Origin of the sequence: Dokdonella fugitiva (assembly GCF_014138265.1) — a bacterium.
GTDB lineage: Bacteria > Pseudomonadota > Gammaproteobacteria > Xanthomonadales > Rhodanobacteraceae > Dokdonella_A > Dokdonella_A fugitiva_A.
Window position 1 is genome coordinate 1,022,483 of sequence record NZ_JACGXL010000001.1, and the last position, 24,427, is coordinate 1,046,909.

General features: G+C 68.8%; 19 protein-coding genes. 12 read left to right on the top strand and 7 right to left on the bottom strand.

Features of this window, described 5'->3' with window-relative positions; translation table 11 throughout:
• Window positions 1-46 precede the first annotated feature (46 nt).
• Together FHW12_RS04685 and FHW12_RS04690 are read right to left on the bottom strand one after the other, a co-directional pair.
• On the bottom strand, window positions 47-973 hold the full coding sequence (locus FHW12_RS04685; RefSeq protein WP_182529796.1) for an alpha/beta hydrolase: 927 nt from the start codon (window positions 971-973) through the stop codon (window positions 47-49).
• A 21-nt stretch (window positions 974-994) separates the two neighbouring features.
• Complete coding sequence (locus FHW12_RS04690) at window positions 995-1,597, bottom strand: TetR/AcrR family transcriptional regulator (RefSeq protein WP_182529797.1); 603 nt, start codon at window positions 1,595-1,597, stop codon at window positions 995-997.
• 232 nt (window positions 1,598-1,829) lie between these two features.
• Between FHW12_RS04690 and FHW12_RS04695 the strand changes: the two genes are divergently transcribed.
• The gene (locus tag FHW12_RS04695) at window positions 1,830-2,933 is read left to right on the top strand and encodes a Glu/Leu/Phe/Val dehydrogenase (protein ID WP_182529798.1); all 1,104 of its coding nucleotides are present in this window, start codon (window positions 1,830-1,832) and stop codon (window positions 2,931-2,933) included.
• A 209-nt stretch (window positions 2,934-3,142) separates the two neighbouring features.
• Here FHW12_RS04695 and FHW12_RS04700 read toward each other — a convergent pair whose 3' ends face one another.
• Window positions 3,143-4,126: a collagen-like protein gene (locus FHW12_RS04700; protein ID WP_182529799.1), complete on the bottom strand. Its 984-nt coding sequence runs from the start codon at window positions 4,124-4,126 to the stop codon at window positions 3,143-3,145.
• On the bottom strand, window positions 4,123-4,398 hold the full coding sequence (locus FHW12_RS04705) for a hypothetical protein (protein ID WP_182529800.1): 276 nt from the start codon (window positions 4,396-4,398) through the stop codon (window positions 4,123-4,125). Before FHW12_RS04705 ends, FHW12_RS04700 begins: the two co-directional genes overlap by 4 nt.
• Window positions 4,399-4,539: 141 nt before the next feature.
• Here FHW12_RS04705 and FHW12_RS04710 point away from each other — a divergent pair, with 141 nt between their 5' ends.
• Window positions 4,540-5,697: an isovaleryl-CoA dehydrogenase gene (locus FHW12_RS04710; protein WP_182529801.1), complete on the top strand. Its 1,158-nt coding sequence runs from the start codon at window positions 4,540-4,542 to the stop codon at window positions 5,695-5,697.
• Between the two features lie 190 nt (window positions 5,698-5,887).
• Complete coding sequence (locus tag FHW12_RS04715; protein WP_182529802.1) at window positions 5,888-7,321, top strand: DUF3369 domain-containing protein; 1,434 nt, start codon at window positions 5,888-5,890, stop codon at window positions 7,319-7,321.
• A gap of 37 nt (window positions 7,322-7,358) precedes the next feature.
• Here the strand turns inward: FHW12_RS04715 and FHW12_RS04720 are convergent, their stop codons facing one another.
• The gene (locus FHW12_RS04720) at window positions 7,359-11,126 is read right to left on the bottom strand and encodes a sensor histidine kinase (protein ID WP_182529803.1); all 3,768 of its coding nucleotides are present in this window, start codon (window positions 11,124-11,126) and stop codon (window positions 7,359-7,361) included.
• A gap of 189 nt (window positions 11,127-11,315) precedes the next feature.
• Here FHW12_RS04720 and FHW12_RS04725 point away from each other — a divergent pair, with 189 nt between their 5' ends.
• The 9 genes from FHW12_RS04725 to FHW12_RS04765 all read left to right on the top strand — a co-directional run bounded on the left by FHW12_RS04725 (window position 11,316) and on the right by FHW12_RS04765 (window position 20,807).
• Window positions 11,316-12,488 (top strand): thiolase family protein, encoded by a 1,173-nt coding sequence (locus FHW12_RS04725; protein ID WP_182529804.1) that lies wholly within the window; start codon window positions 11,316-11,318, stop codon window positions 12,486-12,488.
• A gap of 168 nt (window positions 12,489-12,656) precedes the next feature.
• Window positions 12,657-13,160, top strand: a complete 504-nt coding sequence (locus FHW12_RS04730) for a hypothetical protein (protein WP_182529805.1) — start codon at window positions 12,657-12,659, stop codon at window positions 13,158-13,160.
• A gap of 189 nt (window positions 13,161-13,349) precedes the next feature.
• Entirely contained in the window at window positions 13,350-14,957 is a 1,608-nt protein-coding gene (locus FHW12_RS04735; RefSeq protein ID WP_182529806.1) for a carboxyl transferase domain-containing protein, read from the top strand.
• 128 nt (window positions 14,958-15,085) lie between these two features.
• Window positions 15,086-15,910, top strand: a complete 825-nt coding sequence (locus FHW12_RS04740) for a tetratricopeptide repeat protein (protein WP_182529807.1) — start codon at window positions 15,086-15,088, stop codon at window positions 15,908-15,910.
• 22 nt (window positions 15,911-15,932) lie between these two features.
• Entirely contained in the window at window positions 15,933-16,790 is an 858-nt protein-coding gene (locus FHW12_RS21550; protein WP_310735141.1) for a tetratricopeptide repeat protein, read from the top strand.
• Window positions 16,791-17,035: 245 nt separating this feature from the next.
• Window positions 17,036-17,614, top strand: a complete 579-nt coding sequence (locus FHW12_RS04750) for a hypothetical protein (protein WP_182529808.1) — start codon at window positions 17,036-17,038, stop codon at window positions 17,612-17,614.
• A gap of 65 nt (window positions 17,615-17,679) precedes the next feature.
• A complete protein-coding gene (locus tag FHW12_RS04755; RefSeq protein ID WP_182529809.1) occupies window positions 17,680-19,758 on the top strand; it encodes an alkaline phosphatase in 2,079 nt (692 codons plus the stop codon).
• Window positions 19,759-19,938: 180 nt separating this feature from the next.
• Window positions 19,939-20,451, top strand: a complete 513-nt coding sequence (locus FHW12_RS04760) for a bactofilin family protein (RefSeq protein WP_182529810.1) — start codon at window positions 19,939-19,941, stop codon at window positions 20,449-20,451.
• Entirely contained in the window at window positions 20,448-20,807 is a 360-nt protein-coding gene (locus FHW12_RS04765) for a hypothetical protein (protein WP_182529811.1), read from the top strand. Before FHW12_RS04760 ends, FHW12_RS04765 begins: the two co-directional genes overlap by 4 nt.
• Window positions 20,808-20,918: 111 nt before the next feature.
• Here the strand turns inward: FHW12_RS04765 and gorA are convergent, their stop codons facing one another.
• Together gorA and FHW12_RS04775 are read right to left on the bottom strand one after the other, a co-directional pair.
• A complete protein-coding gene (gene gorA / locus FHW12_RS04770; protein WP_182529812.1) occupies window positions 20,919-22,268 on the bottom strand; it encodes a glutathione-disulfide reductase in 1,350 nt (449 codons plus the stop codon).
• A gap of 328 nt (window positions 22,269-22,596) precedes the next feature.
• Window positions 22,597-24,411, bottom strand: a complete 1,815-nt coding sequence (locus tag FHW12_RS04775; protein ID WP_182529813.1) for a CocE/NonD family hydrolase — start codon at window positions 24,409-24,411, stop codon at window positions 22,597-22,599.
• Window positions 24,412-24,427 lie beyond the last annotated feature (16 nt).

The window sequence follows — 24,427 nt, forward strand, 5'->3', positions numbered from 1 at the left end:
GCGCCGAACCGAACGCGGCCGCACATCGCCGGCAACGGTCAACGGTTCACGCGAACCCGTACGGCAGGTTCGGCGACGACACGACGCGCTCGCCGATCGCCTCGCCGCGCAGGAAGCACAGTGCGTGGTCGATGACGGCGCGGTCGTCCGCGATGCGGTTGTGGCCGAGGCCGGTGGTGGTCAGCAGGCGTGCACCCGGCCAGTGGCGCGCGTAGCGCTCGCCTTCGGCCCACGGGACTTCGCGATCGTCGAGGTCGTGCACGATCAGCGCGGGTCGTGCGATCGCCGGCGCCTTGAGATGCGCCTGCAAGGTCGCGACGCGCAGCGGGTGCTTCGCTTCGTATTCGTCGAACAGGTGTCGCGTGAGGTAGTCGTTGAGACCGACGAAGCGGCCGAAACGCGAGGCGGCGTCGATCGGATCGGCCGCGGGCGCGATCAGGATCGCGCGTCCGGTCGCGAGGCCGTCGGCGAGCGCGAGCATCGTCGCCGCACCGCCGAGCGAGTGGCCGATGACCGCAGCCGACGGGCCGTGCCGACGCGCGATCTCGGCGAGCACCGCGGCGAAATCGGGCAAGGTCGCACGCCGCCCGCTGCTGCGTCCATGGCCGACCTGGTCGAAACCGACGACCGCGTAGCCGGCTTCGCGCAGTGGCGCGATCCACGGCAGGAACCGCGTCGCGTGGCTCGACCAGCCGTGCGAAAGCAGCACGTACGGCTGCGCCGACGGATCACCCCAGGTGTAGAGGCTCACCTGCTCGCCGCCGATCGCGAGCGAGCCGAGCGCGGCGCCGCCGGTGTCGGTCGCGAGCGCGCGGCGGCGCGTGACCGACAGCGGCGTGCAGAACAGGCGATACGCACGACGCAAGGTCGCCGCCGGCCGCAGCCAGCTGCCGAAGGCGAAGCCTGCGCGCAGGAGCGCGAAGCGGATATTACGAACGATCGTGCTATTTCTTGCGGCGACAAGGGTGGCCATGGCGGACCTCGGGCGTGTGCTTCAGGGGAAATGGGCGGCGAACAGGCGCTCGATCGCCCGCTCGGCCTGGGTGCGCGCGAGCTTGGGATCGAACAGGCGGGTGTCGTGGTGCAGCGCGAGCGCGATGCCGAAGATCTCGAACGACAGTTGCTGCGGATCGGTGTCCGCGCGCAGCTCGCCGCTGTCGATCGCCATCTGCGTCGCGCGCGTGGTGTCGCTGCGCCATCGCTGCACGCGCGCGACGACCGCGTCGTGCAGCGGTCCGGGGCGCGAGTCGTATTCGCTGATCGCCGACATCACGAGGCAGCCGTGCTGGTTTTCCCGTACCCAGTCGAACCAGCCGTCGATGATCGCGCGCAGGCGCACGAGGCCGCGCGGCTTGCGCAACGCGGGGATCAGCACGAACTCGCCGAAGCGGCGACCGCCTTCGTCGAGCACTGCCAGTTGCAGGTCTTCGCGCGAACCGAAATGCGCGAACACGCCGCTCTTGGACATGCCGACCGCTTGCGCGAGATCGCCGATCGACAGGCCCTCGAGGCCCTGGCGACTCGCGATCGCGTAGGCGCGATCGATGATGAGTTCGCGCGTCGCGGCCCCCTTGCTGCTGGCAGGCTGACTGCTCATGCGCTGAAAATAGTACGATCGTTCGTGTTTTTCAACCCATGCCCCGTCCGGACCTGCGGCCACTGTCGCCGCCGGGCGGGCGGGACTACACTACGCGCCGCATTTTGCCGGCACCGCTCCGGCAATCCGCAAAACCGAATTCCCATCAATTACTTGCAGCTCGTCCTTCGCCCGGTTCCGCGATCGCGCAACGGGTCGGGACGGGTATTTCCACGCGTCGCCAGGAGCAGCCATGATTTTCGAAACCGTCTCGCAGACCGGCCATGAGCAGATCGTCTTCTGCCACAGCAAGGACGCCGGCCTGAAGGCCATCATCGCGATCCACAACAGCGTGCTCGGCCCCGCCCTCGGCGGCCTGCGCATGTGGCCGTACAAGAGCGAGGCGGAAGCGCTCAACGACGTGCTGCGCCTGTCGCGCGGCATGACCTACAAGAACGCGGTCGCCGGCCTCAACCTCGGCGGCGGCAAGGCGGTCATCATCGGCGACCCGAGCAAGGACAAGTCCGAGGCGCTGTTCCGCGCGTTCGGCCGCTTCGTCAATTCGCTCAACGGCCGCTACATCACGGCCGAGGACGTCGGCATCGACGTCAACGACATGGAGTGGGTGTTCCGCGAGACCGAATTCGTGACCGGCGTGCACCAGGTGCACGGCGGTTCGGGTGACCCGTCGCCGTTCACCGCCTACGGCACCTTGCAGGGCCTGATGGCGACGCTGAACAAGAAGTACGGCAACGAGGACGTCGGCAAGTACAGCTACGCCGTGCAGGGCGCCGGCCACGTCGGCATGGAGTTCATCAAGCTGCTGCGCGAGCAGGGCGCGAAGGTATTCGTCACCGACATCAACAAGGAACTCGTGCAGCGCGCGGTCGACGAGTACGGCTGCACCGCGGTCGGCCTCGACGAGATCTACGACGTCGACGCCGACGTCTACAGCCCGTGCGCGCTCGGCGGCACGCTCAACGAGAAGACTATCGACCGCATCAAGGCGAAGATCGTCTGCGGCGCCGCCAACAACCAGCTCGCGACCGACGCGATCGGCGACGAACTGACCAAGCGCGGCGTGCTATATGCGCCCGACTACGCGGTCAACGCCGGCGGCGTGATGAACGTTTCGCTCGAGATCGACGGCTACAACCGCGAGCGTGCGATGCGCATGATGCGCACGATCTACTACAACCTCTCGCGCATCTTCCAGATCGCCGAGCGCGACAACGTGCCGACCTACAAGGCGGCCGACCGCATGGCGGAAGAGCGCATCAGCGCGATCGGCAAGATCAAGCTGCCGACGATGGGCAACAACGGCCCGCGTTTCCTCGGGCGCATGCGCGGGCAGTAACCGTAGGCGCAGGATCGGGCATCCTGCCGCGACCTGCGTGCAAACGAGCGCGGCCGAGCCGCGCTACGTTTGCCGCCTCAGCCGCGAAGCGGCTTCGGCGGGCGATGCATCCCTGCATCGCCCGCGCTTCTTGGGGTGGTTTTTCGGAGCGCAGGGTCGGCGGGCCTGTCGCGACCTGCGCAGCAACGACCTCAGCACACGCAATGCATCTACTGGATGCGCTCGATCGTCAGCGATGCATTGTTGACGCCCGCCGGAAGCGTCTGCGCGGTGCCTCCCAGGTTGCTGATCTGCACCACGTCGCCTGGATTGAAACTGATGATCGCGTCGCCGGTGGCGTACGGAGAGCCGGCGCACGGGAACCGGTTGGAAGCGGACGACAATCCGTTGACCATGATGGCGAACGTGCACGGTGTCGTCGAGGCATAGACCCGCAGCTGCAGGTGGTACGTGCCAGCCACGTTCACGAAGACGAACGACGAGCCCGCATTGTGGGTGATGTTTCCACCGAGAAACGCGTTCGTGTCGAACAAGACTGCATTGCCGGCCACGACGAACTGCGTCGACAGGTTCGTGATCTGCGCGAGTTCGGAAAATGCGGGACCGGTCGGGCCGGTCGGACCCGTTGCACCTGACGGACCTGTTGCACCCGCGGGACCCGTGTCGCCTGCAGGTCCCGTCGCACCCGTGGGACCTGGCGCGCCCGCTGGTCCCGTTGCACCCGTCGGTCCGGTCGCGCCCACGGGCCCCGTTGCCCCCGCAGATCCTGTTGCACCGGCAGGTCCAGCCGGTCCCGCGGGACCCGTCGCACCCGGCGGTCCGATCACGCCGGCGAGCGCGTACTGCGCGACCGGCAGCGCGTTGACGGCCTGGCGCGGGCTCAGCGTCTGCGTGCCGACCGTGACGTCGAGCCACAGTTGGGTACCGCCGAACGCGCCGGGAAAATCGAGGTCGATGGTGAAGGCGCCGGCCACGACCGGAAACTGCGCGATCGAGATCGTGTCGCCGACCTGCGTGCCGCCCTCGGCCGCGTCGAACAACCTGAACGCGAGATCGTAGTTGCCGTCGGCGGGCTGCCCGTTCGCGCTCAACGTGCCCTGGTAGGTGAACGCGGTCGATTGCGGCGACGCATCGACCGCGCCCGCCTGTATCGACAAGGCCAGCGCGATCGCGAGAGCGCTGCGTGTGATCATGGCGCGCAGTCCTCGAATCCGGAGAAGAAGACGTCATCCGCGCCGCGTGCGGTGGCGCGGAATCCGCCGGCGATGGCGTAGTCGGCACTCGACGCGAAGCCGGCGACCGCTTCGGCGATCGTCGCCCGCAGGCGGAAGCACGCGCTGCCCGCGCGCGCGGACGAGCCCGCGCCCACGACGTGCGCATTGATGGAATAGACCGGATCGGCCGCGGCGACGGCCGCGCACGCGCACGCGAGGAGACCGGCGAGCGCTGTCTTTACAATTACCATGAGCGTCCCCTGATCGCCCTTTGCGCCTCGCCGAGGCTACGGTTGGGCGGCGATGCCGTCAAACCACCGGCGGCCGCCTGCTTCCGCGGCGAGCACGGCAGCCGGTAATATCCGGCCTTTCCGAACCATGGCTGGTCGATCATGCGCCCATTCCCCCTCGGTGAAGAGCTCGATCTGCTGCGCGAAAGCGTGCGTGCATTCGCCGACAAGGAGATCGCACCGCGCGCCGACCTGATCGACCGCGACAACGCGTTCCCGCAGGACCTGTGGGCGAAGCTCGGCGACATGGGCCTGCTCGGCGTCACCGTGTCGAGCGACTACGGCGGCTCGGAACTCGGCTACCTCGCGCACGTCGTCGCGATGGAAGAGATCTCGCGCGCATCGGGTTCGGTCGGCCTTTCCTACGGCGCGCATTCGAACCTCTGCGTCAACAACATCTACCACAACGCGAGCGAAGCGCAGAAGCAGAAGTACCTGCCGAAGCTGTGCAGCGGCGAATACGTCGGCGCGCTCGCGATGAGCGAGCCGGGCGCGGGTTCCGACGTGGTCGGCTCGATGACCTGCCGCGCAGAACTGCACGGCGACACCTGGGTCGCCAACGGCTCGAAGATGTGGATCACCAACGGCCCCGACGCCGACGTGCTGCTCGTCTACATGCGCACCGCGCATCGTCCCGCCGGCTCGCGCTGCATGACCGCGTTCATCGTCGAGAAGGGCATGAAGGGTTTCTCGACCGCGCAGAAGCTCGACAAGCTCGGCATGCGCGGCAGCAACACCTGCGAACTCGTGTTCGAGGATTGCGAGATCCCCGACAGCCAGCGCGTGGGCGAGGTCAACGAGGGCGTGCGCGTGCTCATGAGCGGCCTCGACACCGAACGCCTCGTGCTCTCGGGCGGCCCGATCGGCCTCATGCAGGCCGCGCTCGACAGTGCGATGCCGTACGTGCGCGAACGCAAGCAGTTCAACGCGCCGATCGGCACCTTCGGCCTGATGCAGGGCAAGATCGCCGACATGTACACCGCGCTGCAGTCGTCGCGCGCGTACGCCTACCTCGTCGCACAGAACTACGACCAGGGCATCAAGTCGCGCATCGACCCCGCCTCGTGCCTGCTGCACGCCTCGCAGAGCGCGGTGCAGGTCGCGCTGGAAGCGATCCAGGCGCTCGGCGGCAACGGCTACATCAACGAGTACCCGGCCGGGCGCATCCTGCGCGACGCGAAACTCTACGAAATCGGCGCGGGTACGAACGAAATCCGCCGTATGCTGATCGGCCGCGAGCTGTTCCACGGCAAGTCCTGAACGGGTCCGGCGCGGTTCCGGCCGCCACCTTAGATCGGGCTTCCCGCGTCGTCGCTTAGGAGTACACTGGCCGCGTCCACTGGTGGGGGGTGGCGTGGGCCGAGCGGACGACAATCTGCAGTTCAGCGCCATCGAGGCACGGGACGCTGCGCCTACCTGGAAGATTTTGATCGCGGACGACGAGCCCGAGGTGCATGACGTCACGCGCCTCGTGCTCGGCAGTTTCCGCTTCGCCGACCGCAAGCTCGAGTTCCTCAGCGCGCACAGCGCGAACGAGGCGCGGCGCGTGCTCGAGCAGCATCCGGACGTCGCCGTGCTGCTGCTCGACGTCGTCATGGAATCGGAACAGGCGGGTCTCGCGCTCGTGCGCAGCATCCGCGAGGAGCTCGGCAATCCGTTCGTGCGCATCGTGCTGCGCACCGGCCAGGCCGGCCAGGCGCCCGAGCACGAGGTCATCGCCGCCTACGACATCAACGACTACAAGGAAAAGACCGAGCTCACCGCGTCGCGCCTCGCGACGACGATGTACTCGGCGCTGCGCGCGTACCGCGACATGCGCGCGATCGAGGCGCACCGCGTCGGCCTCGAGAACGTGATCCGCAGCTCCGCACGCATCTTCGCACGGCGCGACACGCGCGACTTCGCCAACGCGGTGCTCGACCAGCTGGTCGAACTCGTCGGGCTCGAACGCGGCGCGCTGTACTGCACGATCGACCGCCGGCGCGAGGCCGAACCGGACCATTTCCACATCACCGCCACGAGCGGCGACTACCGCCGCCTGCAGCACGACGACGCCGACGAGGCGCTGCCGCCGGCGATCGTCGCGACGATGCGCGATGCGTTCCGCGACAAGCGCCACCAGTTCGGGCGCGACCACTACGTGCTGCATTTCATCGACAGCCACCAGACCGAGAGCCTGCTGTTCGTCGGCGAGGCGTGGAACCTGTCGCCGCTCGACTACAAGCTGGTCGAGCTGTTCTGCACCAACGTCTCGATCGCGTTCGACAACCTGCACCTCAACGACGAGCTGCTGTCCTCGCAGCTCGAGATGGTCTACCTGCTCGCCGGCGCGGCCGAGACGCGCTCCCAGGAGACCGCGAACCACGTGCACCGCGTCGGCCTGCTCGCCGAGATGCTCGGCCACGCGCTCGGCCTGCCGCCGGCGATGTCCGAGACGTTGCGCTACGCCGCGCCGCTGCACGACATCGGCAAGATCGGCATTCCCGACACGATCCTCAACAAGCCCGGCCCGCACACGCCCGAGGAAGCCGTGGTCATGCGCACGCACGCCGAACTCGGCGCGCGCCTGCTCGGCAACTCGAACCGGCCGGTGCTGCGCCTCGCCGCGGAAATCGCCGCCTCGCACCACGAGAACTGGGACGGCAGCGGATACCCGAAGGGCCTCGCCGGCGCGGCGATCCCGATCGGCGGGCGCATCACGATGGTCGCCGACGTGTTCGACGCACTCGGCAGCAAGCGCTGCTACAAGGATCCGTGGGACTCCGCGCGCATCCGCGCGTTCATGCTCGAACACCGCGGCACGAAGTTCGATCCGGACGTCGTCGATCGCCTGTTCGAACGCTGGGACGAAGCGCTCGCGCTGCGGCGCGAACTGCCGGACTGACCGCTCGCCCTTTGGCAGCAGCCATCGGCTACCGACGTCACGAACGCTGCTGCAGCACCTCGCCGCCGAAGCGGATCACGAAGCGCGTGCCCTGCCCCGGCGCGCTCTCGCAATCGATGTGGCCGTGCAGGACCTGCGAGACGAGGCTGTAGACGATGTGCATGCCGAGGCCCGAGCCGCCCTGCCCGCGCCGCGTCGTGAAGAACGGCTCGAAGATGCGCGCGCGCACCGCGTCGTCCATGCCGCGGCCGTCGTCACGGTAGTCCACCTGCACGATGCGGTTCTCCAGCGTGACGTCGATGCGGATCGTGCCGGCGTCGCCTTCGACGAAGCCGTGCATGAGCGAGTTCATCACGAGGTTCGTGACGATCTGGTAGAGCGCGCCGGGCGCCGTCTCGATGATGAGTCCGGCCGGGCAGTCGAGCACGGCGCGGTGCGGCGTCTTCTTCAGGCTCGGGCCGAGCGTCGTGAGGATCTCGTTGAGGCAGACGCCGAGGTCGACCACGCGCCGGTCCTCGCTCGACTGGTCGACCGCGACCTGCTTGAAGCTCTTCACGAGGCGATCGGCACGCTGCAGGTTGCGCAGGATCATGTCCGAACTCTCGCGCGCGGTGCGCTGGAACTCGTCGAGGTCACGGGTCGCCAGGCTGCCCTCGCCGATCAGGCGCGAGATGCGCTGCGCTTCCTCCTGCAGGTGGGATGCCGCGGTCACGCCGATGCCGAGCGGCGTGTTGATCTCGTGCGCGATGCCGGCGACGAGGCCGCCGAGCGAGGCGAGCTTCTCCGCTTCGAACAGCTGGCGCTGCGCCAGCGTGAGCCGCTCGAGCGTGCTGCGCAGCTCGAGGTTGGCGTTCTGCAGCGCGGCGGTGCGCTGCTCGACGCGCGATTCGAGTTGCTCATTGAGCGTGCGCAGCGCGGCCAACGCCTGGTTCAGCGCGTTGATGTCCGACGTGGTGCCGCTCATGCGCTGCGCGCGCCCGTTCTCGTCGCGCTCGACGATGCGGCCGCGCGTGAGCACCCAGACCCAGTCGTGCCGCGTGTCCTGCGTGCGGTAGCTCGCCTCGAACGTCGGCAAGCGCCCCGACAGGTGCGCGCCGAGCGCGCGCTCGAAGCGCTCGATGTCGTCCGGGTGCACGTACGGGCGATATGTCGTGAGCGAGTGGTCGCCCACCTCGTGCGTGACCGCGAGGTGCTCGAGCTGGTTGTCGCGATGCATGCGACCGCTGCCGAGGTCGATATCCCACAATTCGCTGCCGCTGCCCCAGAGCGCGAGCTTGAGCCGCTCTTCGGACTGGCGCACGGTCTCCTGCACGGCGTCGCGTTCGCGCCGCGCGCGGCGTGCGCGCAGCCAGACGAAGGCAGCGAGCATCGCGGCGCACACCGCGTAGACGGCGATCGCGATGTGCGACAGCCACGGCGCCGGCAGCACGGTCAGCGACAGCGTCGCTTCCTTCTCGCCCCACGGCTGGCCCGGATAGCGCGCGCGCACGCGGAAGCGGTAATCACCCGGCGGCAGGCGCGTGTAGGTCGCAGTGCGCAGGTCGGCGTCGGTCTCGATCCAGTCCGCGTCGTGCGGATCGAGTCGATAGGCGAACCGCAGGCCGGCCGGCGCGAACGCCGACGGCGCACCGTAGTTGATCGACAACATGCCCTGGTGATGGTTGAGGCGCACGTTGCCGCCGCTCCACGGCGCCTGTTCGAGCGGCGAGTCGGGGTCGCGCCAGCGCGGCAGCACCGGCGTGTTGAACAGGCGCAGCTCGGTGAGCACCGGTTCGGGCACGGGCAGCGCCGGAATCTGCGAAGGGTCGAAGATCGTCGCGACGGTGGCGCCGCCGAACACGATGCGCCCATCGCGGCCGTGGTCGACCGAGGCGATGAAGTAGCCGCTCGCCGACGCGCCCTGGTCGGCGCCGACGTTGACGATGCTGCGGTCGCGCGGGTCGTAGCGCGAGATGCCGACCGTCGTGCTCATCCAGATGCGTCCCTGCGCATCCTCGGCGAGGCCGCCGATCGCGTCGGCGGCGAGTCCCGCGTGCGCGTCGATCGTCTCGAAGCGCACACCGTTCGGATAGAGGTCGAGCAGGTGCGCGAGGCCGCCGCCGCGCGTGCCGAGCCAGAGTTCGCCGCGGCGGTCGCGATGCAGGTCGGTCACGGTGTTGCTCGGCAACGACGCCGGATTGCGCGGATCGCTCGGGAAGTCGCGCACGCGGCCACTCGCCGGATCGAGCAGCGCGAGGCCGCCGCGCTCGGTGCCGATCCACAGCTGGCCGTGCTCCGCTTCGAGGATCGCGTACACGCCGCCGGGTGCGAGGCTGTCGTCGACCCCGTCCACGTGCGTGTAGTGGCGGAACTCGCTGCAGCCGTCGCAGAGCGCGTCGACACCGTAGTCGGTGGTGCCGATCCACAGCGTGTTCGCGGCGTCGAGATACAGGCGCTGCAGGTTGTTCGAAGCGAGGCTGCGCGGATCGGCGGCGTCGTGCTGGTAGTGCTCGAACGCGTTCGCTTGCGGGCGCAGGCGATCGAGCCCACCGCCGCGCGTGGCGATCCACAGCGAACCGTCGCGGCCTCGCAGGGTCGCGACGACGAAGTTGTGCGCGAGGCTCGCCGGATTGCGCGGATCGTGCACGAAATGCTCGAGCAGGCCGTTCTCGAGATCGAAGTGGCTGAGGCCGCCGTTCTCGGCCGTGCTGAACCAGAACGTGCCGTCGTCGTCGGCGAGCACCGACAGCACCGACGCGCCCGGCAGCGAACGCCCGCCGCCGCCCGTGTGCACCGACACGAAGCCGGCGGCGCGCGGATCGAACACGCTGATGCCGTTGCTCCAGGTGCCGACCCAGATCTGCCCGTCGCGATCCTCGAACACGCTGAAGGCGCGATTGCCCGCGAGCGAGCCGGGTTGCTCCGGCGCGTGCGTGAACGTTTCCAGGCGCCGCGCGTGCGGATTGAGCCGCGACAGGCCCGCGTTCTCGCTGCCGAACCAGATCGCGCCGCTGCGGTCGATGTGCAGGCCGGTGAGGTCCGTGTCGTCGAGCGACGGCGACGTCTGCGCGTCGTAGTGCTCGATCTCCATGCCATCCGCGCCGAAATGGAACAGGCCCTGCTTGGTCGCGGTGAGCCAGACTTCGCCGGCTTCGGTGGTGACGATCGTGCGCACGACGAGGCGCGCGCCCGATCGCGCCACCCACTCGCGCATCGTGCCGTCGGCCGGGTCGCACTCGAACAGGCCTGCCGCCGTGCCGATCAGGAGGTGGCCGCCGCTGCGCGCGACGAGTGCGTTCGGCCGGCGCAGCGCATCGTCGCGACAGCGCGATTCGACGAACCCGCCGCGCGCTTCGTCGTAGCTCTGCAGGCCGTGGTTGCGCGTCGCCACCCACAGCGTGCCGGTTGCATCCTCGAGCATGGCGCCGACGTACTCGCTGCCAATCGCGTCGCTGCGCGAAGGGTCGGGCACGAAGTTGTCGAAGCGGTCGAGGCGCTCGTCGTAGCGGCTGAGGCCGCCGCTGGTCGTGCCGACCCATAGCCGCCCCTGGTGGTCGACGAGCAGGCGGTGCACGTTGTTCGCGGCGAGCGAAGACGGGTCGCTGCGGTCGTGCTTGTAGACGCGGAAGCCGTAGCCGTCGAAGCGGTCGAGACCGTCCTGCGTGGCGACCCAGATGAAGCCGTGGCGATCCTGCGCGATGTCGACGCCGCTCGCCTGCGACAGGCCCTGCTCGACGCCGATGTTGCGGAAGCGGACGCGCTCGACGCCGTGGTTGGCGCGACCCTGCGCGTGCGCGGGCGCGCCGGCGCACGCCAGCACGGCCATCGCGATCCAGCATGCTGCCCGTCGCACCGTGCGGTGCCCCCTGTCATGCCTGGGCCGAGGCTAGCGTGTGGCGCGCGCCGAGCACAAGGATTACGCCGCCGGCGCGCAATTGTCGCAGCGCAACAGGACGCGCATAATCGGCGTCTAACCCGGCCTCGCGCCGACTCGTCATCCATCCCGGAGGGTTCCATGTCCGATATCGTCATCGTCGGCGCCAAGCGCACCGCGATCGGTTCCATGCTCGGCCAGTTCACCGGCGTGCCGACGCCGACGCTCGGTGCCGCCGCGATCCAGGCCGCGATCGAGCAGGCCGGCGTGGCGCCCGCGGACGTGTCCGAAGTCATCATGGGTTGCGTGCTGCCGGCGAACCTCGGCCAGGCGCCCGCCCGCCAGGCGTCGCTCGCGGCGGGCCTGCCGAAGTCGGCCGGCTGCACGACGATCAACAAGGTCTGCGGTTCGGGCATGAAGGCGATCATGCTCGCGCACGACCTGGTCAAGGCCGGTTCCGCCGACGTCGTCGTCGCCGGCGGCATGGAGTCGATGACGAACGCGCCGCACATGGTGTCCGCACGCGGCGGCCTGCGCTACGGCGACGCCAAGCTGGTCGACCACATGGCGTGGGACGGCCTCACCAATCCGTACGACGGCCAGTCGATGGGCGTGTTCGCCGAAGCGACCGCGGACAAGTACGGCTTCACGCGCGAGGCGCAGGACGCCTACGCGATCGAGTCCGCGCGTCGCGCGCAGGCGGCGATCGCCTCGGGTGCGTTCGCGGCGGAGATCGTTCCGGTCAAGGTCGCCACGCGCAAGGGCGACGTCGAAATCGCCACCGACGAGCAGCCGGGCAAGTCCGATCCCGCGAAGATCCCGACCCTCAAGCCCGCGTTCCGCAAGGACGGCACCGTCACCGCGGCGAGTTCGTCGAGCATTTCCGACGGCGCCGCCGCGACCGTCGTGATGAGCGCCGAAGCCGCCGCGAAGCGCGGCCTGAAGCCGCTCGCGCGCATCGTCGGCCACACCACGCTGTCGCAGGCGCCGGAGTGGTTCACGACCGCGCCGGTCGGTGCGATCGACGCGCTGCTCAAGAAGGTCGGCTGGAAGGTCGCTGACGTCGACCTGTTCGAGGTCAACGAAGCGTTCGCAGTCGTCGCGATGGCGCCGATGAAGGACCTCGGCATCGCCCACGACAAGCTCAACGTCAACGGCGGCGCGACCGCGCTCGGCCATCCGATCGGCGCATCCGGCGCGCGCCTCGTCGTCACGCTGCTGCACGCGCTGATCGCGCGGGGCGGCAAGCGCGGCGTCGCCTCGCTGTGCATCGGTGGCGGCGAAGCCACCGCGATCGCGATCGAACTGGTCTGATCCCCGCCGGCGTCGGGCGGCATGCGGCTGCCCGACGATGCGCCCGAAACTGAACAGCCCTGCTAGAATCCGACGCGATCCACACGTCGCGGACGGTTGCGTTCGCACATTTCGGGCCGCAGGGGCTGCACAGGCAGGCCGACGGCCGACCAACGGGAGGCAGACCAGATGACCAGCAAGATCCTGAAGTTCGCGCTCGGCACGGCCCTCATCGCCACGCTGGCCGCGTGCGACGACTCGCAGAAGCAGGCGCAGGAAGCTGCCGACAAGGCAGCTGCCGCGACGAAGCAGGCCGCCGCCGATGCGCAGGCTGCCGCAAAGAAGGCCGCCGACGCCACGGCTGCCGCCGCGCAGCAGGCGGCCGATGCCGCGAAGCAGGCTGCAGCGACCGCGAACACCGCGGTGAGCGACGCGGCGAACCAGGCCGCCGACGCGACGAAGAGCGCCGCCGAGCAGGCGAAGGACGCCGCGGCGAAGGCCGTCGACGCGAGCAAGGAAGCGGCCGCGAACGCGGGCACGATGGTCAAGGAAGGCGCCGAAGCGACCGGTGCGGCGATGAAGGCCGCCGGGCACGAGGTCAAGGAAGGCGCGAAGGAAGTCGGCCACGACATCGCCGAAACGGCGAAGGACGCGAAGGACGCGGCCACCGACGCGGCGAAGAAGAAGGAGTGATCCGCGCGCGCTTGCGCGCGTGACGCTCGACACGCACCGGCCGCCTCGCGCGGCCGGTTGCGTATTGCGAACCCGCCGCACCCCGTGCGGCGCACACCACCGCAGCGCAATCGGACGCCGCGGGCAAGACTGGCTTGCAACCCTGCGCTGTGTTTACATCGGGATTTCCCGCTCCCGCGCCGATCGCCCATGCCGCAGATCCGTTCGCAGCTCGACCTCCGTTCACCGGACTTCCAGGCCAACGCGACGCAACTGCGCGCGACCGTCGACGACCTGCGCGAACAGATGGCGAAGGCCGCGCAGGGCGGCGGCGAGAAGGCGCGCGCCAAGCACACCGAACGCGGCAAACTGCTGCCGCGCGAGCGCATCCGTGCGCTGCTCGACTCCGGCTCGCCGTTCCTCGAACTGTCGCCGCTCGCGGCGCACGGCATGTACGAGGACGCCGCGCCGTGCGCGGGCCTCATCACCGGCATCGGCCGCGTGCACGGCGTCGAGGTGCTCGTCATCGCCAACGACGCGACGGTGAAGGGCGGCACCTACTTCCCGATGACGGTGAAGAAGCACCTGCGCGCGCAGGACGTCGCGCTCGAGAACCGCCTGCCCTGCGTCTACCTCGTCGACTCCGGCGGCGCGTTCCTGCCGTTGCAGGACGAGGTCTTCCCGGACAAGGAGCATTTCGGCCGCATTTTCTACAACCAGGCGCGGATGAGTTCGCTCGGCATCCCGCAGATCGCCGTCGTGATGGGTTCGTGCACCGCGGGCGGCGCGTACGTGCCGGCGATGAGCGACGAGACGATCATCGTGAAGGAACAGGGCACGATCTTCCTCGGCGGGCCGCCGCTGGTGAAGGCGGCGACCGGCGAGGTCGTCGACGCCGAGACGCTCGGTGGCGCCGACGTGCACACCTCGATCTCCGGCGTCGCCGACCACTTCGCCGAGAACGACGCGCACGCGCTCGACATCGCGCGCGGCATCGTCGCGAGCCTGAACCGGCGCAAGGACGTCGCACTCGCGCTGCGCGAGCCGCGCGAACCGCTGTACCCGACCGACGAACTGTACGGCTGCGTGCCGCGCGACACGCGCATCCCGTTCGACATCCGCGAAGTGATCGCGCGCATCGTCGACGGGTCCGAACTGCAGGAATTCAAGGCGCGCTACGGCAAGACCCTCGTCACCGGCTTCGCCCACGTCCACGGCTACCCGGTCGGCATCGTCGCCAACAACGGCATCCTGTTCGCCGAGAGCGCGCTCAAGGGCGCGCACTTCATCGAGCTGTGCAACCAGCGCAACGTGCCGCTGGTGTTCCTGCAGAACATCACCGGTTTCATGGTCGGCAAGAAGTACGAGCAGGCCGGCATCGCCAAGGACGGCGCAAAGATGGTCACCGCGGTCGCGTGCTCGCACGTGCCGAAGTTCACCGTCGTCATCGGCGGCAGCTTCGGCGCCGGCAACTACGCGATGTGCGGCCGCGGCTACCAGCCGCGCTTCCTCTGGATGTGGCCGAACGCGCGCATCTCCGTGATGGGCGGCGAGCAGGCCGCGAGCGTGCTCGCCACCGTGCGCCGCGACGGCCTCGAGGCCGCGGGCAAGCCGTGGTCGAAGGAAGAGGAAGACGCGTTCAAGGCGCCGATCCGCGACCAGTACGAGCGCCAGGGCCATCCCTACTACGCGACCGCGCGCCTGTGGGACGACGGGGTGATCGACCCCGCCGACACGCGCCGCGTGCTCGGCCTCGCGCTGTCGGCGAGCCTCAACGCGCCGGTCGAGCAGGGTCGTTTCGGCGTGTTCCGCATGTAGCGGGAGTCGCTCGTCTGTGCCCGTCGCCACTGTCTTCTTCGACGACGGACGTAGTACGAATGTCTTCGTTGACAGGTCGCGCGCAGCGCGCTAGGGTTTGTCCCCGCAACCATCAGCGGAGCTGCCTCATGGACCTGCGTGCGATGTGGCTGTCCGGTTCCTTCCTGCTGTGCGCCGCCGCCGCGGCCGACGACAACCTTCCCCCGCGCTACGACTCGCGCTCCAATGTCGAGCGGCCCGCGACCGATCGCTACGCGACGCCGGAGGACAAGGGGCGCCCCGGCGAGAAGTTCTATTTCGACGCCGTGCGTGCGGTCGCCAAGAAGGATTTCAGGTTCGCGGTCGACATGTACGAGGTGTCGGCGTCGTGGGCGTACAAGCCCGCGCAGTACAACCTCGGCGTGATGTACCTCAAGGGCGAAGGCGTTCCGGTCGACCGCTCGCGCGCGATGGCGTGGTTCGCGCTCGCCGCCGAGCGCAGCGACGCCGACTACGTGCAGGCGCGCGAACTCCTCTACGCCGACCTCGGCAAGGACGAGTTCGCCCATGCGAACGAGATCTGGCGCGAGCTCAAGACCACCTACGGCGACGACGTCGCGCTCGCGCGCGCGAAGATGCGCTGGGCACACGTGCGTGCCGAGATGACCGGATCGCCGGTAGGGTCGCCCGGAAACCTCAAGGTCGGCAGTGCGAGCGGCGGCGTCCATCCGGTGCGCCTCGGCCCCACCGGGCGATCGGAAGTCAACGGCTTCGCCACCGCGGCTTTCGGCGTGCTCGGCGGCAGCAGCGAAGACGGTTCCATCGCGTATCGCCAGTTGCGCGAGAGCGACAACCCATACGACCCGAAATTCGAATGGCGCACGTCGCCCAATCCCGAGGGCACGGTCACGGTCGATCCGATCGTGCCGTCACCCGGCGCCGCCGAGGAACATTCCGACAAGCGTGCACGCTGAACCCACCGACCGAGGACCCACCATGTCATCACGAATCGCCCTGCTCGGCGCACTCTGCGCGATGTTGCCGATCGCATCCCTGCACGCCACGGACACGACCGAGAACCTTCCGCCCCGCTACGACTCGCGCTTCAACACCGAACGACCGGCGAACCAGCGTTACGCGTCGCCCGAAGACGACGGGCGCCCCGGCGAGAAGTACTACTTCGACGCCGTGCGCGCGGTCACGCGGAAGGACTTCGGATTCGCGGTCGACATGTACGAAGTGTCGGCGTCGTGGGCGTACAAGCCCGCGCAGTACAACCTCGGCGTGATGTACCTCAAGGGCGAAGGCGTTCCGGTCGACCGCTCGCGCGCGATGGCGTGGTTCGCGCTCGCCGCCGAGCGCGGCGACACCGGTTACGTGCAGGCGCGTGAACTCCTCTACGCCGACCTCGGCAAGGATGAGTTCGCCCACGCGAACGAGATCTGGCGCGAGCTCAAGACCACCTACGGCGACGACGCCGCACTCGCGCGAGCGAAGATGCGCTGGGCGCACGTGAAGGCCGAGATGACCGGCTCGCGCGTCGGCATGCCCGGCAACCTCAAGGTCGGCGGCGGCAGCAGCGCGGTCAAGCCCGTCGCGGTCGGGCCGGGCGGGCGCTCGGGCCTCGACGGTTTCGCCACGGCGGCGTTCGGCGTGCTCAAGGGCGGCAGCGAAGACGGCGCGATCGCGTATCGCCAGTTCCGCGAGAGCAACGACCCGTACGATCCGAAGTTCGAATGGCGCCTCTCGCCGAACGCGACCGGCAGCGTGATCGTGGATCCGCTGCTCCCGGCGACCGCGAAGGGTGACGCCGCCGCCGATACGACGCCGGCGCAGCAACACCGCTTCTACTGACGCACGCGTCGCGAAGGCGCGGGCCACGGAACGGCCCGCGGCGCATCCGGCACGCGCCGGATGCCACCGGATCCCCTGGTCCGGTCCCCGCGGTGCGGCCCCAGGACGGTGCCGCACCGCTTTCCGGGCGCCCAGTGTTCGGCGCACGCCGAAAACGTCACCGCAGGTTCAAGAAAGCTTCATCACGGCTGCCTACCGTGAAGCGCTTTCGACGCGGCATCCCTGTGCCGCCTCCTGGGGACTCCATGCAACGCTTCACTCTCGCCCTCGCCGGGCTGCTCGCGCTCATTCCGGCGCCGTTCGCGCACGCCAACGGCGCCACCGGCACGTCCGCGACGACGCACGTGCCGGCCGCACTCGCGGTGACCCGGCGCCTCGGCGCACCGCCCGCAGGCGTCACCGAACTCAAGTTCGCCGACATGTTCAAGCTGCCGGTCGGTCCGAAGGGCCTCGAACCGACCGATCGATTGCGCACGCTCGACGGCAAGCGCGTGCGCATCGTCGGCTACATGGTGCAGCAGGAGCTGCCGGTGGCCGGCAGCTTCATGTTGTCGCCGCTGCCGGCCAGCGCGGGCGACGAAGACGAATCGCTCGCCGACGACCTGCCCGCGAGCACGATCATCGTGCAGCTGCCGAACGGGCCGGGCACGATCGTGCCCGACCTGCACGGACTGATCCGCGTGACCGGCGTGCTGCACGTCGGCGCGACCGAAGTCGCGCGCACCGAACGCGTCGCTGCCGCGCGGGTGACGCTCGATGCGCGCACCGAACGCGCCCTGCTGCGCCTCGCGCGCGAAGCCGCCGCGCGCAAGAAGGCGCGTTGAACGCCGCCGCCGTCGCGCGGCGGCCGAATCGATTCCTCCCTTCGTTCCTTCAGCAGGAGATGTCCATGCACCGCTCACCGCTGTTTCGCCGTCCGCTCGCTGCGGTCATCGGCAATGCGCTCGTCGGCGCCGCGCTGTTCGGCACCGCACTCGCCGGCCTCGCGTCGCCGGCTTCCGCCGCGACGGTCTCGCGCCTGACGCCGCCGAGCGAGCTGTTCTCGTCCGGCCAGGCGGCGCCCGTGATCGCGCGCTTCCTGCCCGGCCAGCTGTTCGACCTGCAGGCGACCGTGCGCCCCGACGCCGGGCAGACGGTCACCAACTTCTCGTTCTACGTCGACGACCAGCCGGTGAGCCAACTCGGCACGCCCGCCGGGCGCGCGCGCACGAGCATCGTCACCGAAACCGGTGACGCCGCGCTTTGCATCGACGCGGACTCCGGCAAGACGACCGGCAAATCCGGCTGCAAGCTCGTTGCCGGCCTGCCCGGCAACGCCGCGGTCGTCTCGCAGCGCGCGTACTCGAAAGGCGCTGCGGGCGTGCACGAGCTCAAGTTCATCGCGCAGATGAGCGACGGTACGCGCGTCAGCGCGATCGGCAACTTCGAGATCATCGGCGTCGACAAGGATGCCGGCAAGACGGCGAAGAACATCATCGTGTTCCTCGGCGACGGCATGGGTGCGGCGCATCGCACCGCCGCGCGCATCATCGCGAAGGGCTACGCGCAGGGCAAGGCGAAGGGCCTGCTCACGATGGACACGTTCCCCGACACGGGCATGGTGATGACCGCGTCGCTCAATTCGATCGTCACGGATTCGGCGCCGGGCATGCAGAACTACGTGACCGGCAACAAGGCCGCGAACAACCAGGAAGGCGTGTTCCCCGACGACACACTCGACGCGTTCGACAACCCGCGCGTGGAATACCTGTCCGAGTACCTGCACACGCTGCAGGGCAAGTCGCTCGGCGTGGTCACCACCGCCGACGTGTTCGACGCGACGCCGGCATCGATGGCCGTGCACACCTCCGCGCGCGGCAACGGCACCGGCATCGTCGACCAGTTCCTCGACGATCGCGACCTCACCGGCCTCACGGTGCTCATGGGCGGCGGGCGCAAATGGTTCCTGCCGAACGGCGGCGACAGCACGAGTCCGCAACCGGCCAATGGCTCGCAGCGCCGCTCGGCCAACGACTACGTACTGCCGGACGACGTCGTCGCCGGCTGGGGCGCGAGCCGCGGTGCGCTCGATCCGGCACGCGACCTCATCGCCGACTTCCAGGGCGCGGGCTTCGCCTACGCACCCGACAAGAGTGCGCTCGACGGCCTGTTCGCACACGGGCGCCCGAAGCAGCTGCTCGGCCTGTTCGCGTACTCGAACATGAACGTCGCCTACGACAAGATCGCGGGCCGCCGCGGCGACGGCACCGTCGTCGACGCGTTCGGCTTCCCCGACCAGCCGATGCTCGACGAGATGACCGCGCGCGCGCTCGACGTGCTCTCGCAGAACCGCAACGGTTTCGTCGCGCTCATCGAAGGCGCCTCGATCGACAAGCAGGCGCACCTCATGGACAGCGATCGCTGGCCGCTCGAGGTGGTCGAGTTCGACCGCGCGATCGCGGTGGCGAAGGCATTCGCCGAAGACCATCCCGACACGCTCGTCATCGTCACTGCCGACCACGAGTGCTCGGGTGCCGCGCTGATCGGCGCGTCGACCGCGACCGCCGCATCGCTCGCCGAGCACCCGGATGCGGGTTCGTCGATCGTCGGCACCTACGATGCGGCGAAGTTCCCGAAGTACGTGCTCGCCGACGACGGCTATCCGCAGTCGACCAACATCGACGGCAAGCTGCTGATCGGCTACGGCGCGAACGCCGACCGCTACGAAACCTGGCTGCCGAGCGCATTCCCGACCAAAGACACGCAGCAGCCGTTCCCGCCTTCGCAGTCGCCGGCCGATCCGAACGTGCGCAACAAGGACGTCGGCCACTTCATCGCGGGCCAGGTGCCGGGTGACCAGGCCGTGCACACGGCGACCGACATCCCGCTGTCCGCGTACGGGCTCGGTTCGCACCTGTTCCACGGCGTGTTCGACAACACCGACGTGTTCTTCAAGCTCGGCCAGGCCGCGGTCGGCGGCGCCGACTGACACCCGCAGTGCGACCGGAGTGCCGATGGCACTCCGGTTGCATGCTCTTCGCGTTCGTTAAGGGCGCAAATATTTCGTTACGCTTCAAAATGTTAACGCGCATTTCGTGAGTGACATCACAGGTTCAGCATCGGCTTGCCGACTACGCTCAGGGTCCCCTGAAGCGGAGTGCGCAACACCATGGCCATCTTCAATCAGCAGCCGTCGGCGAAGAAGGAAACGCCCGCCTTTGCCCCCGAGCCGACGCCTGTCGCGACCAAGGAACCCGCTCCGGTCGTCGACTACGCGACGCCGTCGCCGGCGTACCGCGCGGAACGCGTCGAAGCGAAGGAATCGCTGATCGCATCCGACATCACGATCGAAGGCAAGATCGAAGGTTCCGGCCATGTGCGCATCGCCGGCCGCTTCAAGGGCGACGTCAACGTGCAGGGCGACCTCACGATCGAGAAGGACGCCAAGCTCGCCGGCGGCGTGCGCGCGAAGAAGGTCATCGTCGCGGGCGAACTCGAAGGCAACATCGACGCGGCCGCGCAGGTCGACCTGCTGCAGACCGGCGTGCTCGTCGGCGACCTCAAGGCCGGCTCGCTCACCGTCGCCGCGGGTTCGCGCATGCGCGGCCAGGTCGAGTTCGGCTGGGAGGAAAAAGGCTCGTCGAAGACGTCGCGCAACACCACGGAAAACGCCGCCGCGTGAATGCGCCCCGACCGCGCGTCACGCGCATCTGTCCGCACTGCAAGGCGACGATCCTCGCCAGCGCCGCGGTCTGTCCGTCGTGCCGGCATCACCTGCGCTTCGACCCCGCTGCCGCGGCCGCACGCTCGCAGCACGCGATCTCCGCGCTGCGCGTCGAAGGCACGGTGCGCCAGCCGACCGACACCGAGGCCTGGGAATATTCGATGGTGCTGTCGATCCGCAACGAACGCGGCGAGGAGATCGACCGCAAGATGATCGGCGTCGGCGCGATGCGTCCGGGCGAACAGCGCACATTCGCGCTGGCGGTCGAAATCTACGCCGGCGACGGCGACAGCGGCCCGCCACGGCCGCATTGAGCGCGCGGCATCGCGGCTGGACCCGCGCTCCCGCGATCCGAAGCGCCGGTGGGAGCGGCTTCGGTCGCGTTGCTCCTGCCCTGCGCGGCCGTCGCGCGTTCGCGCGTCGGCCTACATCAGCACGAGTTCCTCGGCCGAGGTCGGATGGATCGCGACGGTGGCGTCGAAGTCGGCCTTGCGCGCGCCCATCTTCACCGCGACGGCGAAGCCCTGCAGGATCTCGTCGGCACCGATGCCGATCATGTGCAAGCCGACGATGCGTTCGTCCTCGCCGACGCAGACGAGCTTCATGCGCGTCTTCTCGCTGCCGTGGGCGAGCGCGGTGAGCATCGGCCGGAACTGGTTGCGATAGACCTTCACGGCCGCGTCGCCGTGCAGCGCGCGCGCGGCGTGCTCGGCGAGGCCGACCGTACCGATCGGCGGATGCGAGAACACGACGGTCGGCACGTTGGCATAGTCGAGCTTCGCATCCGCCTTGCCGCCGAACACGCGATCGGCGAGGCGACGCGACGCCGCGACGGCGACCGGCGTCAACGCGAGGCGGCCGGTCACGTCGCCGACCGCGTGCACGTTCGCGACGTTCGTGTCCTGCCAGTCGTCGGCGACGATGAAGCCCTTCGCGTCGAGCGCGACGCCGGCACGCTCGAGGTCGAGACCGGACGTGACCGCATGGCGACCGGTCGCCCAGATCAGCTCGTCGAAGCCGTCCGCGACGTCGCCGTCGGCGAACCGCAGCGCGAAGCCGTCGGCCGTTCGTTCGGCGGCCGCCGTCTTGCGCCCGAACGCGAGCTCGATGCCGCGCGCGCGCATCGCTTCGGCGAGCGCGTCGCCGAGCTCGTGGTCGAAGGCGCTGAGCAAACGCTCGCCGCGCGCGAACAGGCTGACGTCGCTGCCGAGCGCGCGCAGCACGCCGGCGAGTTCGACCGCGATGTAACCGCTGCCGACGATCGCGACGCGACGCGGCGCCGCGCGCAGGGCGAAGAAACCGTCGGAATCGATGCCGAGTTCGCCACCGCGAATCGGCTCGCGCTGCGAGCGCGCGCCGGTCGCGACGAGCACGTGCCCCGCCTCGAGTTCGCGCGTCGGCGTCGCGATGCGATCGGAGGCGAGGAAGCGGCCTGGCTCGGCGACGAGTTCGACGCCGACTTCGTCGAAGCGGCGGCGATACGCGGCATGGATGTTGTCGATGTAGGCGCTGCGCCGCGCGACGAAATCGGGCCAGCGCAACGCGCCCGGCTGCACGTCGAAGCCGACTTCGCGCGCGGTCTTCTGTGCCTCGGCGAGCTCGGCCGCGAACCACATCGCCTTCTTCGGCACGCAACCGACGTTGACGCAGGTGCCGCCGAGCGCGCCGGGTTCGAGCAGCGCGACTTTCGCACCATGCCGCGCCGAGCGCACCGCCATCGCGATGCCGGCCGAACCCGCGCCGAGCACCACCAGATCGTAACGCCCGTTCGCCATCGCTCTCGCCTCACGCCATCGGAATGCGCACGAACGGTGGGGTCCGTCGTGCCGGTATCAAGGTCCCGACCGCACGTTCGGTGCCGCCGCATTGGTCAACACGAGATTGAAACGCGAGGGACACCAAGGACACGAAGTAAAGCGGATCGAGGCGCAAAAGAAGAAGAAGAAGGAAAGAGATCGAAACGCGGAGCACACGGAGGAAAGCCTTCGGAAAAAACTCTTCTCGTCGTTGCACGTCTCCGCATGCTCCGTGCGATCGCTGTTCAGGCTCCTCAAAAAATGCTCTTGCCCTTCCTTCGTGCCCTTCGTGTTTCAGGCTTCTTCTCTATTTTCCACCAACCGAAGACGCCGCCGCGATCGGCACCGTCAACGCACTCGGATGCGCCGCATCGTGGTACAGCGTGACCGTGACCTTGCGCGCATCCTTGCCGGATTCCGCGCTGACGACGCCGCCCGCGTTGTAGTTCTTCTCCGCGTACATCGAGTTCATCGGCGCGATCATGAGGCGCAGGCGGCTGCCCTTGGCGATGCGGCGCGCGACGAAGCTGAAGCGCGAGAAGTCGTAGCGTTCGATCGCACCGGGCTTCACCGGCTCCGCCTCGCGCAGGCTCTTGCGATAGCGCGCGCGCAGCGAATCGCCCGCGAGATAGACGCTGCTGCCGTCGGCCTTGACCTCGCTGACGCCGACCATGATGTCGGTGTCCGGCTGGTCTAGCGAGATCCATGCACCCAGCTTGAAGAAGCCCGCGATGTCGGTGTCCCTGGTGAACAGCGGCGAGTGGTAGAACAACGCCTTGCCCGAGTAGAGCATCACGCCGCGCTGGTCGACGAGCCCGTTCGGCGAATCCTCCTGTTCCCACTCGGCCGAGCTCGTGTCGAGCGGGTCGTAGACGTAGCGGTCGGGCTTGCCGCCGCGCGCCTTGTCGCGTCGGAGGTCGCCCGAAGCGAACACGTCGTTCGCGCGCGCATCGACCGAGTCGAGATACCAGCTGTCGCCGCGCGCGGTGATCGCGTCGATGCTCGGCGAATAGCGCCATGCTTCCTCACCGGTGACGTACCAGGCGACCTTGTCCTTGAGGAACTCGGGCTTGCTGCCGCCTTTCATCGTCCAGTCGTACCAGCTCTTGTGCAGGCCATTCATGTCGAGCATCGACGCCGGGCCGAACTTGAGCCCGCCGACTTCGGCTTTCGGCGTGCGCGTGCCCGCATGGTCCCATGGGCCGATGATCAGGTAATGGCGATCCTTCGCCTGCGCCGAACCGTACTGCATGTGGTCGCGGTAGAACGCGAGCGCGCCGGGCTGGTCGCCGTCGTATTGGCCGCAGATCGAGAGGATCGGCAGCGACAGCTTCGCGTACTGCTCGGGCGTCGGGCTGTAACTGTCCCAGTAGGCGTCGAGCGTCGGGTGGTCGAGCCAGGTCTGGAAATGCGGCGACGGGTTGCCGACGTAGCGATCGAGCTCGCGGAACGGCGCGTGCGCCTCGAACCAGCGGCGGAACTGCGCCGCCCAGAACGTGCCGTCGCCGAAGATGCCTTCCTGCGACGCGCGCCCGCTGACGAGCGTCAGCCACTGCGTGTCGTAGGAATAGAACATGTTGTGCTGCATCGGGTAGTCGATGCCCGGCTTCGGCGATGCGACCGGCACGATCGTCGCGAGATGCGGCGGAAACTCCTTCGCGCTCGCCCACTGGTCGTAGCCTGCGTAGGAGCCACCCCACATCGTCACCTTGCCGTCGCAGTAGGACTGCCCGGCGAGCCATTCGATCACGTCGTGGCCGTCCTTCGCCTCCTGCAGCAGCGGCGTGAACTCGCCTTCCGAATTACCGCGGCCGCGCACGTCGATGGTGAGGAACACGTAGCCGTGCGCGGCGAAGTACATGCCGCGCTCGTGGTAGCTCTGCGAGATGTACGGCGTTAGCGTGAACACGCACGGCAGCGGCCCCTTCTGCTCGCGCGGCTTGTACACGGTCGCGTTGAGGCGGACGCCGTCGCGCAGCGGGATCTTCACGCCCCACTGGAACTCGACCGGATCGCCCTGCGGTGGCGCCTCGTCGGCCTGCGCGGCGGCGAAGCCGCCGATGGCGAGCGACAGCGCGAGCGCGCGGAGCCAGTGTCGATGCAGCGAGGCGATTCGTTCCATGCGGGCTCCGTGGAAA

What these genes read in the sequence shown, in the direction of transcription:
- FHW12_RS04740 (WP_182529807.1), top strand. Translation starts at nt 15,086, where the DNA reads ATGGACCTGCGTGCGATGTGGCTGTCCGGTTCCTTCCTGCTGTGCGCC.
- FHW12_RS04710 (WP_182529801.1), top strand. Translation starts at nt 4,540, where the DNA reads ATGCGCCCATTCCCCCTCGGTGAAGAGCTCGATCTGCTGCGCGAAAGC.
- FHW12_RS04755 (WP_182529809.1), top strand. Translation starts at nt 17,680, where the DNA reads ATGCACCGCTCACCGCTGTTTCGCCGTCCGCTCGCTGCGGTCATCGGC.
- FHW12_RS04760 (WP_182529810.1), top strand. Translation starts at nt 19,939, where the DNA reads ATGGCCATCTTCAATCAGCAGCCGTCGGCGAAGAAGGAAACGCCCGCC.
- FHW12_RS04735 (WP_182529806.1), top strand. Translation starts at nt 13,350, where the DNA reads ATGCCGCAGATCCGTTCGCAGCTCGACCTCCGTTCACCGGACTTCCAG.
- FHW12_RS04705 (WP_182529800.1), bottom strand. Translation starts at nt 4,398, where the DNA reads ATGGTAATTGTAAAGACAGCGCTCGCCGGTCTCCTCGCGTGCGCGTGC.
- FHW12_RS04685 (WP_182529796.1), bottom strand. Translation starts at nt 973, where the DNA reads ATGGCCACCCTTGTCGCCGCAAGAAATAGCACGATCGTTCGTAATATC.
- FHW12_RS04690 (WP_182529797.1), bottom strand. Translation starts at nt 1,597, where the DNA reads ATGAGCAGTCAGCCTGCCAGCAGCAAGGGGGCCGCGACGCGCGAACTC.
- FHW12_RS21550 (WP_310735141.1), top strand. Translation starts at nt 15,933, where the DNA reads ATGTCATCACGAATCGCCCTGCTCGGCGCACTCTGCGCGATGTTGCCG.
- FHW12_RS04695 (WP_182529798.1), top strand. Translation starts at nt 1,830, where the DNA reads ATGATTTTCGAAACCGTCTCGCAGACCGGCCATGAGCAGATCGTCTTC.
- FHW12_RS04720 (WP_182529803.1), bottom strand. Translation starts at nt 11,126, where the DNA reads ATGGCCGTGCTGGCGTGCGCCGGCGCGCCCGCGCACGCGCAGGGTCGC.
- FHW12_RS04730 (WP_182529805.1), top strand. Translation starts at nt 12,657, where the DNA reads ATGACCAGCAAGATCCTGAAGTTCGCGCTCGGCACGGCCCTCATCGCC.
- FHW12_RS04775 (WP_182529813.1), bottom strand. Translation starts at nt 24,411, where the DNA reads ATGGAACGAATCGCCTCGCTGCATCGACACTGGCTCCGCGCGCTCGCG.
- FHW12_RS04725 (WP_182529804.1), top strand. Translation starts at nt 11,316, where the DNA reads ATGTCCGATATCGTCATCGTCGGCGCCAAGCGCACCGCGATCGGTTCC.
- FHW12_RS04750 (WP_182529808.1), top strand. Translation starts at nt 17,036, where the DNA reads ATGCAACGCTTCACTCTCGCCCTCGCCGGGCTGCTCGCGCTCATTCCG.
- FHW12_RS04700 (WP_182529799.1), bottom strand. Translation starts at nt 4,126, where the DNA reads ATGATCACACGCAGCGCTCTCGCGATCGCGCTGGCCTTGTCGATACAG.
- gorA (WP_182529812.1), bottom strand. Translation starts at nt 22,268, where the DNA reads ATGGCGAACGGGCGTTACGATCTGGTGGTGCTCGGCGCGGGTTCGGCC.